The sequence below is a fragment of the Desulfurella multipotens genome, from assembly GCF_900101285.1.
GTDB lineage: Bacteria > Campylobacterota_A > Desulfurellia > Desulfurellales > Desulfurellaceae > Desulfurella > Desulfurella acetivorans.
Window position 1 is genome coordinate 11,926 of record NZ_FMYU01000013.1, and the last position, 13,809, is coordinate 25,734.

At 31.1% G+C, this 13,809-nt stretch carries 10 protein-coding genes; 7 read left to right on the forward strand and 3 right to left on the reverse strand.

Annotated elements, in window-relative coordinates; all coding sequences use genetic code 11:
- The first annotated feature begins 398 nt into the window (after positions 1-398).
- From BLQ93_RS08230 to BLQ93_RS08240, 3 genes are read left to right on the forward strand one after another with little or no spacing between them, the layout of a single operon-like run.
- The gene (locus tag BLQ93_RS08230) at positions 399-1,505 is read left to right on the forward strand and encodes a glycosyltransferase family 4 protein (RefSeq protein ID WP_092129545.1); all 1,107 of its coding nucleotides are present in this window, start codon (positions 399-401) and stop codon (positions 1,503-1,505) included.
- Entirely contained in the window at positions 1,492-2,916 is a 1,425-nt protein-coding gene (gene wbaP / locus BLQ93_RS08235) for an undecaprenyl-phosphate galactose phosphotransferase WbaP (RefSeq protein WP_092129547.1), read from the forward strand. Before BLQ93_RS08230 ends, wbaP begins: the two co-directional genes overlap by 14 nt.
- Positions 2,916-4,178 (forward strand): O-antigen ligase family protein, encoded by a 1,263-nt coding sequence (locus BLQ93_RS08240; protein WP_092129549.1) that lies wholly within the window; start codon positions 2,916-2,918, stop codon positions 4,176-4,178. Before wbaP ends, BLQ93_RS08240 begins: the two co-directional genes overlap by 1 nt.
- A 72-nt stretch (positions 4,179-4,250) precedes the next feature.
- Here BLQ93_RS08240 and BLQ93_RS08245 read toward each other — a convergent pair whose 3' ends face one another.
- The 3 genes from BLQ93_RS08245 to BLQ93_RS08255 all read right to left on the reverse strand — a co-directional run bounded on the left by BLQ93_RS08245 (position 4,251) and on the right by BLQ93_RS08255 (position 7,283).
- Entirely contained in the window at positions 4,251-5,552 is a 1,302-nt protein-coding gene (locus tag BLQ93_RS08245; RefSeq protein ID WP_092129551.1) for an O-antigen ligase family protein, read from the reverse strand.
- Positions 5,553-5,742: 190 nt separating this feature from the next.
- Positions 5,743-6,489, reverse strand: a complete 747-nt coding sequence (locus BLQ93_RS08250) for an ABC transporter ATP-binding protein (RefSeq protein WP_025391147.1) — start codon at positions 6,487-6,489, stop codon at positions 5,743-5,745.
- Entirely contained in the window at positions 6,486-7,283 is a 798-nt protein-coding gene (locus BLQ93_RS08255; RefSeq protein ID WP_092129553.1) for an ABC transporter permease, read from the reverse strand. The genes BLQ93_RS08250 and BLQ93_RS08255 overlap by 4 nt, the downstream gene beginning before the upstream one ends.
- Before the next feature lie 325 nt (positions 7,284-7,608).
- On the opposite strand from BLQ93_RS08255, the gene BLQ93_RS08260 reads away from it, so the two are divergent.
- The 4 genes from BLQ93_RS08260 to BLQ93_RS08275 are packed head-to-tail and all read left to right on the forward strand — an operon-like array spanning position 7,609 to position 13,721.
- On the forward strand, positions 7,609-8,892 hold the full coding sequence (locus BLQ93_RS08260; RefSeq protein WP_159427517.1) for a glycosyltransferase family 4 protein: 1,284 nt from the start codon (positions 7,609-7,611) through the stop codon (positions 8,890-8,892).
- Entirely contained in the window at positions 8,864-9,889 is a 1,026-nt protein-coding gene (gmd, locus tag BLQ93_RS08265; protein ID WP_092129557.1) for a GDP-mannose 4,6-dehydratase, read from the forward strand. Before BLQ93_RS08260 ends, gmd begins: the two co-directional genes overlap by 29 nt.
- Positions 9,886-11,946: an acyltransferase family protein gene (locus BLQ93_RS08270; protein WP_092129559.1), complete on the forward strand. Its 2,061-nt coding sequence runs from the start codon at positions 9,886-9,888 to the stop codon at positions 11,944-11,946. Before gmd ends, BLQ93_RS08270 begins: the two co-directional genes overlap by 4 nt.
- Positions 11,946-13,721 (forward strand): glycosyltransferase family 2 protein, encoded by a 1,776-nt coding sequence (locus tag BLQ93_RS08275; RefSeq protein WP_092129561.1) that lies wholly within the window; start codon positions 11,946-11,948, stop codon positions 13,719-13,721. Before BLQ93_RS08270 ends, BLQ93_RS08275 begins: the two co-directional genes overlap by 1 nt.
- Positions 13,722-13,809 lie beyond the last annotated feature (88 nt).

Genomic DNA, 13,809 nt, shown 5'->3' on the forward strand with positions numbered 1-13,809 from the left:
TTAGTGTTTTGGTTTTTTTAAAATTTTTTCAATAATGATATTAATAATACTAGCTTTTATATCATAAATAAAAGCAAGTTAGCGTATTTTTGTCTTATATATTAGGTATAAATAGTCTGGCTATTTCCTCTTGTCATTCTAAAGCACACGAAAGTGTGCGAAGAATCCCACAAGTAGATCCTTCGTTTCACTCTGGATGACTGACTTCACATGCGTTCAGGATGACACCCCTCTTGTCATTCTGAAGCGTCAGCGAAGAATCTCCTAACTGCATAAACCCTACCCGTCATTTTGTGGGTACCGCGACGAAGAATCTCCACATGTTTATTATTTTATAGTTTTTCTTAGAAATAAACAAATTGCAAAATAGCTCTTTTTATATTAGTATAAGGGTTATCATGAAAGTTGCTCTTGTACACGATTGGCTGCCTATTTTGGGTGGCGCAGAAAAAGTTTTAGAAAGCATATATGAGCTTTACCCATCTGATATTTATACATTATTAAAAAATGATGATGCACTAAAAGGTTCTGTTTTTGAAAGCGCTAAAATATACACATCATTTATTCAAAATTTACCCTTTTCCAAAACTAAATATAGGAGCTATCTACCTTTTTTTCCATTTGCTATTGAGCAATTTGATTTATCAGCATATGATCTCATTATTTCTTCAAGCTATGCCGTTGCAAAAGGTGTTAATGTAAACCCAGATCAAATACACATTTGTTATTGTCACTCGCCCATGCGCTATGCATGGGATATGTATTTTGAATATCTAAAAGATGCACACCTGGAAAAAGGTCTTAAAGCTTTGTTTGCCAAAATTGTTTTGCACTACATTAGAATATGGGATTATGCAAGCGCTCAAAGGGTTGATCATTTTGTTGCAAATTCTTTCAATGTAGCTAAAAGAATAAAAAAATATTACGGCAAACAAAGCACAGTCATTTATCCACCTGTGGATGTAGAAAAATTTGAACTGTGCGAGCAAAAAGAAGATTTTTATTTAACTGCATCCCGTCTTGTGCCATATAAAAAAATAGACTTAATTGTCGAAGCTTTTTCAAATATGCCAGAAAAGAAGCTAATTGTTTGCGGAGATGGGCCACAGCTTGAGCTTATAAAGAAAAAAGCAACAAATAATATTGAGATTGTTGGGTATGCCAAGTTTGGTACACTAAAGCATTATATGCAAAAAGCTAAAGCTTTTGTTTTTGCAGCAAAGGAAGACTTTGGAATTGTGCCAGTTGAGGCTATGAGTTGCGGTACCCCAGTTATTGCATACAAAAATGGTGGAGTTCTTGAAACGGTTGTAGATAATGTTACAGGTATGTTTTTTGAAGAACAAAGTGTAAGTAGCATTATAAAAGCTATAGTGGCTTTTGAAAGTAAAAAAGACAACTTTGATCCCACAATAATCAGAAAGCATGCTCTAAATTTTAGTAAAGAGCGTTTTAAAGAACAATTTAGGGCTTTTGTAGAAGAAAAATACAATGCAAAAAACTAATTTATTAAAAAAATTACTGTACGTAATTATTTTGATTTTTGGAGATTTTGCTGCTTTTAGTTTATCTTTTGCATTGGCTTTTTATACAAGAAAATACATTGGTTATTTATTTTTGCTTCCAAAATTTATTGTATACGGCTATTTATCAAAGCTTTTCTGGCTGCCTTTAGTATATTTTTTCTTTTTTTCAATAGAAGGCCTATATACAAAAAAAGTGCATTTCTGGTATGAGCTAAAAATACTGTTTAAAGCTATATTTATAGCTTTTATTGTATGTCTATCAATTGTTAGTATTGGTAAGCTTACAGATTTTGTTTCAAGACTATTTTTATTTTTTTTGCTTTTTTATAGTTTAATTGTCTTCCCAATATTCAGGGTAGCGCTAAAAAATTTACTATTTTTTCTTGGTATTTCAGGAGAAAAAGTATTGCTTATTGGTATTAGCCCAACAAGCGTAAAGTTTGCCCAAAGTTTTAATAACAACAAATATTTATGTTTAGATATTGTAGGTTTTGTAAATAAAACAAAAGAGCATATTAATGGATTTAAAACAATTAGTCCACTTACACATGCAAAAAAAATAACAAAAGCACTTGGTATTGACATAATAATAATAGACGAAAATGCTTTAAGCGAAGAAGAAGTATCTAAATTGTTCAAAGAATTGCAGGCTTTGGTTAAACGTATTATTTTAATACCAAAAATGAGCTTTATTTTTCTTTTAAATAGCCAGGTAAACTATCTTTTTGTAGAAAAAATTTTTGTTTTAAGTGTAAATAACAATTTAAAATCGTTTCTAAATAGATTTTTGAAAAGAATTTTTGATTTATGCATAAGTATAATTTTATTGCCGTTTTTAATTATAATCATACTTATCATTTCTGTAGCAATAAAACTTGATTCAAAAGGGAGCGTTTTTTACGTAAGCAAAAGACTCGGTCAAAATGGCAAATTATTTAATTTTTTAAAATTTCGTACTATGTATAAAGATAATGACCGCTTATTAAAAGAGTATTTGTCCAAAAACAAAGAAGCGCGTTTAGAGTGGGAAAAATATCAAAAACTAAAAAATTTTGATCCAAGAGTTACACGAATTGGACGTTTTTTAAGGAAAACTTCACTTGATGAGTTACCACAGATTATAAATGTATTGTTTGGACAGATGAGCTTGGTTGGGCCAAGACCTTATTTACCGCAAGAGTTAGAAAAAATTGGAGATTCAATTAATACAATATTATTAACTAAACCAGGTATTACGGGGCTCTGGCAGGTTTCGGGCAGAAATGAGCTTGACTTTCAAACACGCGTTGATCTTGATTGTTTTTATGTTACAAACTGGTCTTTGTGGTTTGATATAGTAATTCTTTTAAAAACAATTTATGCAGTACTAAAGCAAAAAGGAGCATACTAATGAATATTGATACTAAAAAACTGTCTTTTCAGTTGCTTTATATTAGCAGTTTAATGTTTGCTGTTTTTGTTGCTACATCTATTGCTGCGGATAGTTTGGCTATTAGTATTGGTCTAATCGGTTTAATAATGTTAATTTTAACCAAACAGTTTAGATTTGAAAGAAATGATTTACCTCCTGCTTTATTTTCTATTACTTATTTTTGGTCAAGTGTTTTTTCTATAAATCCAATACATAGCCTTTCTAGCTTTCACTATATATGGCATTTTGCTCCATACTGGATTGTTTCGCGAATAAAAAACAATTATAAAACCATTATTAATGTATTAGCAATATTCATTATTATAAGTTCAATTGGCGTGTATTTTAATGCTTTTTTTTGTATCAAACCTGCAAATATTTTTAGTGTTGCCTGGTCAAGTTTGCATTTTAGCCTACCAAACAAAGCATGTGCTCCCGAAGGGTTTAGTGGTTTTCCTTCATATATTGGTGCAATAATGCTTGTTTCTACATTTTTTTTTGGGGCTCTTGGGTTTTATAATAAGAAAAAGGTTTATTTGTTGGCTTCACTTTGTGCTTTGATTGCTACAATTTTAACTCAGGAACGCCAGGATTGGCTGGGGCTTTTGGTTGGTATTATAAGTATTGCTTTTTTTGTAAAAAATAGAAAAATTTGGCTAATTTACCTTGCAGGTATTGTTTTGGTTGTTGGTTTGGCACAAACGGGTTTTGTGAAAAACAGACTACACTATACACTGCATTTTACAAAAGATCCAGATATTGTAATTCGCTTTGCAATGATTAAAGCATCTTTTGATATATTTAATAAATCAAGTCTGACAAGGAAACTTACTGGTTATGGGCCTAGCTTTGCAAGCAAAATTGTCCACGATGATACAGTTAAAATTTATAAACAATTAGCCAATAAGTACCATATAAACCCAAACGCTAATATTGCTACAGTAATTGACAATTATTATGTAAATATTTTGATGAGTGCAGGCCTAATAGGGCTTATTTTAATTTTAAGTGCGTTTTTTATGCTTCTAAGAAATAATATAAAAGCCATAAAATACTCTAGTGGCGAGCAAAAAGCCATTTTAATTGGTATGAGTTTGGGTTTGATAGCATTTTATGTAGCAAGTGGGTTTGATAATCTGTTAGGTAGCGCGCAGGTTAGCATATTTTTGTCTTTTATGTTAGGCATAAATAGCCTGGTTATTTCCTCTTGTCATTATGATCGTCATTCTGAGGTCACGTAAGTGACCGAAGAATCTCCTAATGACACCCCACCCGTCATTCTGAGCGAAGCGAAGAATCTTACTCTGCAATATTTACATCAACTTAATTTTATTTATTATATCAGATGAATCCCACGTTTTGATTGACTCATTAAGACCCAGAATGTACATTAAAAAGTAAAACATATCTATGTACAAAAAAGCACTAAAAAAGAAAGACGAAACTATAAAAGAAACAAATGCTATGGTTGTAGCTTTATTAAAAGCTGTTGCAAATTTTGATATGGTTTGAGCATTTAAGTTATTTCTAATTATTATAAAAAAAGACAAAATCAATAATAATTCTCCAATTATTCCATAATCTATGAGTGTCTGGAAATAAAGATTATCCATATAACCAATACCGTTTAATTGAGTATATGAGCTACAATGTGTCGAATATTTATTGCATATATTTTTAAAACTTTCAATTTTATATGGCAATATAGCTTTGTCTGCATTATTTAACCCAAAACCAAACATTATTGTTTTTAGATTTTGCTTTTGTATTGCTTTTATAGCAGCATCCCACTGAGCAAACCTTAATAATATGCTTGTATTTTTATGATAATGCACTGCATTGATAATTTTTTGTTTTACAGGGCTTGCTTCAAATAAAATTATAAAAGCAATTATAATTATTGTATAAAAAAATATTAAATTCTTTTTTTTGATTTTTTTTATAAAAAACGGTATTAGTATAATACCAATAAAAAAGCCAAGTATAGCTGATAATTCTTGAATAAAAAACAAAGAAAAAAAAGCAAAAGCTGCGCTTGTATAGTAAAAAATACTTTTATAATAAAAGCTCAATGTTACAAAAAGCAAAGCAAGCATCATCATAATAGAGCCAGTTGCTAAAAAACTTGTTGACCACAAGCTTCCAGCTTGAATCGGCGGATAATGAAAATATATATGCCGCGCAGAAAAAATATCCTGTATTTCAAAATTAAAGAAAGCTTTTACAATAATGCAAATTGATGTAAAAATAGTCACAAGAGCCAATAAATTTACAATAAATTTGTGTTTTTCGCTAAGCCTGCTGAGTATAAAGTAAGGTAAAAATAAACGCACTGGATTTAAATTTGTAAAGCTATTTTTTACATTTATACCAAAAATAGATAAAAGGTTTTGCAAAAAAAGTAAGCCAATAGGTATATCTTTTTTTTCGAAACTAAAGTTTTTAGATAAAGCTAAAATAAGCAAACCTACAAAACCTATTGTTAAAGCAATATTTGTAATAGCTATTGATGTAGTAATGCCTATTGTCAATAAAAATGCACTGACAAAAATAAATTTTTTGCCAATATAATCAACTGATGGAAACTCAATATTGTTAAAATAAGAATGTTTCATAAAAGTCCTTCATTCAGCAAAGCCGCCATTTTCTAGAAAATATATTATAGAATAAACAATTTTATGTCAAACAATTGTCATTGTAAGGAGCGAAAGCGTGCGAAGGATCTCATAAGTAGATCCTTCGTTTACCCTTCAGGATGACTATTCTTTTTCGCCAAAAAAGCAAAAAACAAAAATGCATTCATAATTAACTTAACATAGCACTGTAAGCTTTCGCTACAATTGCAGGGCTTCCTAATTCTACAATTTTACCTTTTTCTATAAGCATGGCTTCATCGCATATTTTTTCAACTAAATCAGGATCATGGCTAACTATAATTAATGTCTTACCTTTTTTTTGGAATTCTAAGATTTTTTCAGAACTTTTTTTCTGAAAGGATTGATCACCTACGCCCATTATTTCATCAAGTATTACAATATCAGGATTTATGTTTATTGCTACAGAAAAAGCAAGTCTTATATACATACCAGATGAAAATGTACGCAATGGTTCGTTTGCTACATGGCTTAATTCTGCAAAATCAAGTATTTCATCGTATTTTGCCTCTATTTCTTTTTTAGATAGCCCAAGCATAAGTCCGTTTATTAGTATATTTTCTTTTGCTGTAAGTTCTGGATGAAAGCCCGCACCAAGCTCTAAAAGTGGCACAATTTTTCCGTTTCTTATAATTGTACCACTAGTTGGTGTTATAATGCCACAGATTAGCTTTAAAAGTGTGCTTTTGCCAGCACCATTTCTACCCATTATACCAAATGTTGTAGATTTTTTTATTGAAAACGAGATATCATCAAGCACAGTTATTGTTGGCCTTTTTTTTCTTTTAAAACCGCTTTTAATAAAACCTACAAATTTAGTTTTTATAGAAGTGGGGTTGTATTCAACGACTTTAAATCGTTTTGTAAGATGCAATACTTCTATGGCATATATACTCATACTAACTCTGGAAACTCCTCTTTGTGTGATCTAAAATATAAAAACCCCAGAGTATATACAACAATAGCTACTAAAGCAAGTAAAGCCAGATAAAAAGGTTTTGGAAACCAATTGTAGTAAAAAATACTCTGATAAGATTTAATCAAATAAGCAAGCGGATTTAAAAAAATGAGTTTTTGGGCTTTTAGGGGTAGCTGTTGCTCAAAATACATAATTGGCATACCAAAAAATAAAAATTGCAATAAATTCATTACAATATGTTGCATATCCCTGTAGTAGACTTCCCAGGTTGCTACAAAAAAACCAACTCCACAGGTAATAAAAAATTGAATAATTACAATTACAGGAAATACAATCAAAGGCAAGCCTATTGAAACACCGAAAATAATTATAAATAAAAGTAGCACAGGCAAAGACAAAACATAATTTATAAAGTTTGATAATACTTTTACCATTATTAAGATTTCGGATGGAAGCGTAGATTTATTTACAAATGCCCCAGAGCTTACGATAGCCATTGTAGACTCATTTATAGAGCCAGCAAACCAGTTCCACGGCAAAAGACCCACAAACAAATACACTGGGTAGGCTTTAGCGGATGCTTTAAATATAACAGTAAAAACAAAAACATATATCAATAACAAAAGCAGAGGGTTTAATATAGACCAAAAAAAACCAAATGCGGATCCTCTGTATCGGATTTTAAGCTCTTTTAAAGCTAAAATCCATATTAAGTGCCTGTACTGGATGGGTATTTTGAAACCTTCTTTAATGGCTGATAATTTTTGACTCACGCATCACCTTTTATTACCATGCTAAAAAACATTATATATAGATTTGATTTATTGTAAATTGATTTTTTCAATTAGTCACTATACCCGTCATTCTAAAGGCCGCGTAAGTGGACGAAGAATCCCATAAGTAGATCCTTTGTTTACACTCAGGATGAGTGACTCTACCGTCATTCTGAGCGAAGCGAAGAATCCTATAAGTAGATCCTTCACATGCGTTCAGGACGACTAAAGAACTTATTGCCCGTAGCCTTGACAAACGCCGTTTGTTTAGTTTATACTCAGTTGATTTATTGTGTTTTTTGATTTGGTAAATTGCGGTGTTAAAGTGGAAAAGCCTAAAAACATTTTTATAGATTGCACAGCTACTTACTACACAGGATTAAATACCGGTATTCAAAGAGTGGTAAGAAATATAATTGCACGGGTAGATTATATTGAAACTAATTTTGGTATAAAGTGCACGCCCGTTATTTTAAAAGAAGGCCAATTTATACCGATATCCAAAGAAGATTTGCTAAATAAAAAACCAGACCCAAAAGTTTTAAAGGCAAAAGTTTTGCTGTCAAAAATCCTACCTTCAAAAGTTTATTTTTTTGCTAAAAATTTATATGGAAGGCTTTTTTTATTTTTTGCAAAACCTTCAATTAAAGCTAACCCAATAGTTCCTCAAAAAGGAGATATTATTCTTGGAATTGATGTTTTTTGGGAGCTTGGGTTGTTTGAGGCTATTATAAAATACAAAAAGCAATTTGGCATTTTTTTTATATTGCTGATTTACGATATTATACCATTAATGTTTCCAAAATATTATAGAGATCAAACTCCAAAAAAATTTAAAGCAAATTTTAAAAAAACTGATGTTTTTGACGCAATTGTTACAACATCTCATGCAAATGTGTATCAAATAAAAAAATTAAGCGAAAATGAATTTAGTGGAATTTCAAAAAAACTCATAGATGTATTTAGTTTGGGGAGTGATATAAAACCATTAACACAATCAGTAAATCACAATGAACACATTGAAGATATTGTTAAAAATTCTAAGATATTTCTTATGGTAGGCACGCTGGAACCCAGAAAAAACCATAACTTTGTATTAGATGCTTTTGAAAAGATATGGGAAAATGATTTATCAAAAAAACTTATTATAGTAGGCAGAATCGGCTGGTTATGCGAAAATACCTTAAAAAGGATTAAATCTTCAAAATATTACAATAAGAATCTTTTTATGTTTAACTTTTTAAACGATGAAGATCTTTCTTATTTATATAAAAATGCAGCTGCAGTAATTGTAGCTTCTACTATAGAAGGTTTTGGTTTGCCTTTGGCAGAGGCAATGTATTACAATGTGCCTGTGATTGCAAGCGACATTGATGTTTTTAGAGAAATAGGTGGTAGCTACCCTATATATTTTAATCTTTCAAGCATTGATAGTTTAGTTGATGCAATAAATAACGTAAAACCCCTAGCTGACAAAACGCAAACTATAAAACTTACAACATGGGATGACTCAGCCACTCAGCTAATAGATAAAACTCTAATTTTATATAATCAACTAAGAACAAATTCGGAGGCATTTAATGAAAAAAGCACTGATAACAGGCATTAGAGGTCAAGATGGCGCATATCTTGCAAAGCTTTTGCTGGAAAAAGGCTACAAGGTATACGGCGCAGACAGACGCAGCGGTGATTCTGGTAACTGGAGGTTAAAAGAGCTTGGTATAGAGGAGGATGTAGAAATTATTTATATGGATCTTTTAGAGCTTACTAATATTCGCCATGTAATATCAAAAATCATGCCAGATGAAGTGTATAACTTGGCAGCACAAAGCTTTGTAGGTGTATCGTTTGAACAGCCGATACTAACAGCAGATATAGACGCAATAGGTGTTTTAAGGCTGCTTGAGACACTAAGAGATATAAAACCAGACACAAAGTTTTATCAGGCATCTACTTCAGAGATGTTTGGCAAAGTAAGGGAGATTCCTCAAACAGAAAACACACCTTTTTATCCCAGAAGCCCATATGCGGTATCCAAAGTTTTTGCGCACTATATAAGCGTAAACTATAGAGAAGCCTATAATATGTTTACAGCCTGCGGTATACTGTTTAACCACGAATCAGAGCTAAGAGGTCTTGAATTTGTAACAAGGAAAACCACATATGCCATAGCTCGCATAAAGCGTGGTCTGCAGGATAAACTTGTCCTTGGCAACCTTGACTCAAAAAGAGACTGGGGCTATGCACCAGAGTATGTATATGGTATGTATCTTATGCTTCAGCAGGATAAACCCGATGATTATATCCTTGCAACGGGTGAAACGCACACAATAAGAGAATTTGTGGAAAAAGCATTTGAAATAGCAGGTTTTAACATAGAATGGTCTGGAGAAGGCATTGCTTCCAAAGGTATAGACAAAAAGACTGGAAAAGTATTGGTAGAAGTATCAAAAGATTTCTACAGACCATCAGAAGTAGAGCTCTTAATTGGCAATCCACAAAAAGCAAAAGAAAAATTAGGATGGCAATCAAATACAAAATTTGATAAATTGGTCCAGATTATGATGGAAGCTGATCTAAAAAGAATTGAAAGAGAATTTAAATGACATTGAAAAACCCAAATGTCTCAAGTTCAATTAAATATAGGCCAGATGTAGATGGATTAAGAGCTATTGCGGTTTTAGCAGTAATTTTATACCATGCAAATTTAATGTTGTTTTCTGGCGGCTATATTGGTGTCGATATTTTCTTTGTGATTTCTGGTTACTTAATTACATCTATAACGGTAAATGAACTTAACAAAGATAAATTCACTTTCATAAATTTTTACATAAGAAGGGTTAAAAGATTATTTCCTGCATTATTTACACTTATTATAGCTACTTTTATTTTTGGTTATTTTTACTTATTACCTGACAACTATAAAACTTTGGGTTTTTCCTCAATGTTTACTGTATTTTACCTGTCAAATATTTATTTTATGAGGTTAAAAGGTGGATACTTTGCTCCAGATGTAGATTCTTTGCCACTAATACATACATGGTCTTTAGGCGTTGAAGAGCAGTATTATTTATTCTACCCTGCTTTTTTGGTAATTATAACAAAATGGTTAAAAAAACGCTACGTGCTATGGGTTAGCATTGCGTTGGTGGCTTCTTTTATTTTAAATATTTACCTTGTAAAAGTTGATCCTGAGGCTGATTTTTACCTATTTTTCACTAGAATTTGGGAATTTGCTTTTGGTGGACTTGTGGCACTTGGGGCTTTTCCCAGATTGAATAGTAATATATTTGGCAAAATATTAGCATGGATTGGTTTGATATTTATTTTAACAGCTGTTTTTTTGTTTAAAAAAACCACGCCATTTCCTGGATATGCTGCACTTTTACCAGCTATTGGTGCTTTATTAATTATTTATGCAAATACCTATTCTGAGAATTGTTTAAAAAGGTTACTTTCCACAAAAAGTTTTGTGTTTGTAGGTCTTTTGTCTTACTCTCTTTATTTATGGCATTGGCCTATATTATCTGCTTATAGGTATTTTGCACCGGTTTTGCCTCAAAACATTGATGATTTATTACTAATTGCGGCGTTGATATTAACATTTGTTTTGTCTTACCTATCTTATAGGTTTATTGAAACACCAATAAGATTAAAAGACTTTAAAGCCAACCCAAAAAAATTATTTATTCCAATTTTTGCTGTGATGATTCTTATTGCTTCTTTTGGATATTATTTAGAATACCATGATGGATTACCAGGCAGGTATCCTAAAGAACTTCAAAAAATTATTAGTGCTCCAACAGACAAAAATCTTGATGATTCAAAATATATGGATTTAAAACCCAATGAAGTTGTTTGGGATAAGTATCCAACACTTGGTGATAATAATGCCCCTCACTATACTTTTGTGGTTATGGGAGATTCTCACGCAGACGCATTATCGCCTGGAATTAGTTTGCTTGCAAAACAACTTGGCATAAAAGGTAAACTGCTTGCAGCAAGTGGCAATCCACCATTATTTGGTGTTAATTGGGGCAGCGATGACACACTTTCGCAGGTAAAATCAAAGTATTTAGAATTAATAAAGGCACATCCGCACATTAAAGAGGTATTTTTAGTTGCAAGGTGGGGTATTTACGCAAATGGTTATGGCTATATTTACAAAGATGGACAATTTGTTGACAATACAGAAGAATCTTTGGCTTTGTGGGACAAACACTCAAAAACGCACGATAATATATCAAACAATCCAAAGGTGCTCGAAAGAGGTTTAATCAGAACGCTAAAAGTGTTTCATGAGATGAACATTAAAGTATATATTGTCTCAGATGTTCCCGAGATTGGTTGGAATGTCCCAGAAACGCTATCAAAGCTTTACATATTGCGCGGTATTCACACAAGGAAAATAGCCGCTCCTACATATTCTGACTATCTAAAAAGGCAAAAGCCAGTTTTTGAGGCATTTAAAGAAGCAGAAAAGTATTACAAATTTACACTAATAAATCCTGCAAAACATATGTGTATTGATGACAAGCCGTGTATAGTTTTAGACAAAGAAGGTTATCCACTATATTTAGACACCAATCATTTAACAAATCATGGTGCCTATTATGTGGTAAAACATGATCCAGGTTTTGAGGAAGCTTTAAAAACACAATAATGATTTTTAAAAAAAATAATTTTACAAGAGCTATTTTATATCTAAAAAATAATGGATTTAGGATGTTTTTGGCTAAAATTTTGGAAAGATTCAATTTAATTGATCCATATAAATTGTGGATAAAAAAATTTGAACCCGATAAAAACACACTTAAGAAACAGAAAAGTTTCAAATTTTCTTATAGCCCTAAAATTTCTATTGTCGTATCCACTTTTAATACACAGAAAAACACGCTTTTGAATGTGCTAAATTCTGTTACATCGCAAACTTACTCAAATTGGCAATTATGCATTGCAGATAGGCCTAATCGTGAGATAATAAAATTGCTTAAAACTTACTTATCGAAAGATAAACGCATAACAGTCAAATTTTTTAAAGAGAATCCCGGAATAGTTTATAATTTAAATAGAGCATTAAAGCTTGCAGATGGTGATTATATTGCGTTTTTAGATCAATTTGATACTTTAGCACCTTTTGCTTTGTATGAAATTGTAAAAGCTATAAATCAAAACCCTGATGCTGATTTTATCTACCCAGACGAAGATAAGATTTCAAAAAATGGTAGAAAAAGATTTGAACCACATTTTAAACCAGATTTTAGCCCTGATTTACTCAGAAGTTATAACTATATTGGTAATTTAATTGTAGTAAAAAAACAGTTGATTGATAAAGTGGGTATTTTTAGGGAAGGCTATGAGGTTTTTCACGATTATGATTTTATCCTCAGATGTGTAGAAAAAGCTAAAAAAATAATCCATATACCTAAAGTTTTGTATCATAAACGATTTGTAAATAAATTTTTAGATGAAAACAAAAAGTTGTATGCTCATGAAAATGGTAAAAATGCTTTAAGTGATCACCTCTCAAGGGTAGGCTTAAAAGGAAAGGTTGAAAATTTAGGTTTCTTGGGTTTTTACAAAATAAATTATGAAATTAGTAATTACCAAAAAATATCAATAATAATTCCAAACAAGGACCATAAGGATGATTTAAAAAAGTGTATAGAATCTATTTTAAAATCCACATATAATAATTACGAAATTATAATTGCTGAAAATAATACAACAGATAAATCAACACTTGAATATTATGAATATCTGCAAAAAACATACGATTTTATAAAGATTATTCGGTGGTCTAAGTCTAAAGAATTTAATTATTCTGAAATTAATAACTTTGCTGTATCGTATGCATCTGGAGATATTTTGCTTTTTTTAAACAATGATATTGAAATTATAAACAATAATTGGATGGAAGAAATGCTTATGTTTATACAAAGAGACGATGTGGGGGCAGTAGGTGCAAAACTTTTGTATCCAGATAATACTATACAGCATGCAGGTGTGATTATAGGTTTAGGTGGTGCCGCTGATCATTCTCATAGATATTTTCCTGCCCAATCAAATGGGTACTTTATGCGCCTCAAAGTTGTCCAGAATATATCAGCGGTTACCGGTGCCTGTTTGATGACAAAAAAGTCTGTTTTTAATGAAGTTGGTGGTTTTGATGAAAGATACCAAATAGCGTTTAACGATATTGATTTTTGCCTGAAAATCAGACAAATGGGTTATTTGATTGTTTTTACTCCATTTGCCAAAGCTTATCATTTTGAATTTAAAACGAGAGGCAGAGATGATACTTTTGAAAAGCAGCAGAAGTTTAAAAAAGAAAAAGATTTATTTACTAAAAATTGGAGGAAAATTTTAGACTCTAAAGACCCTTATTATAATGTAAATTTAACATTACAACGTTTTGATTTTTCGGTAAATATATAGAAAATGTGTTTTAAAAATAATAAATCTTTTGTTGTATGCTAGATAGGTCGAATAATTTTGGAAAAAATAATTTTAAAAAAACTAGTAA

What these genes read in the sequence shown, in the direction of transcription:
- BLQ93_RS08230 (WP_092129545.1), top strand. Translation starts at nt 399, where the DNA reads ATGAAAGTTGCTCTTGTACACGATTGGCTGCCTATTTTGGGTGGCGCA.
- wbaP (WP_092129547.1), top strand. Translation starts at nt 1,492, where the DNA reads ATGCAAAAAACTAATTTATTAAAAAAATTACTGTACGTAATTATTTTG.
- BLQ93_RS08240 (WP_092129549.1), top strand. Translation starts at nt 2,916, where the DNA reads ATGAATATTGATACTAAAAAACTGTCTTTTCAGTTGCTTTATATTAGC.
- BLQ93_RS08245 (WP_092129551.1), bottom strand. Translation starts at nt 5,552, where the DNA reads ATGAAACATTCTTATTTTAACAATATTGAGTTTCCATCAGTTGATTAT.
- BLQ93_RS08250 (WP_025391147.1), bottom strand. Translation starts at nt 6,489, where the DNA reads ATGAGTATATATGCCATAGAAGTATTGCATCTTACAAAACGATTTAAA.
- gmd (WP_092129557.1), top strand. Translation starts at nt 8,864, where the DNA reads ATGAAAAAAGCACTGATAACAGGCATTAGAGGTCAAGATGGCGCATAT.
- BLQ93_RS08270 (WP_092129559.1), top strand. Translation starts at nt 9,886, where the DNA reads ATGACATTGAAAAACCCAAATGTCTCAAGTTCAATTAAATATAGGCCA.
- BLQ93_RS08275 (WP_092129561.1), top strand. Translation starts at nt 11,946, where the DNA reads ATGATTTTTAAAAAAAATAATTTTACAAGAGCTATTTTATATCTAAAA.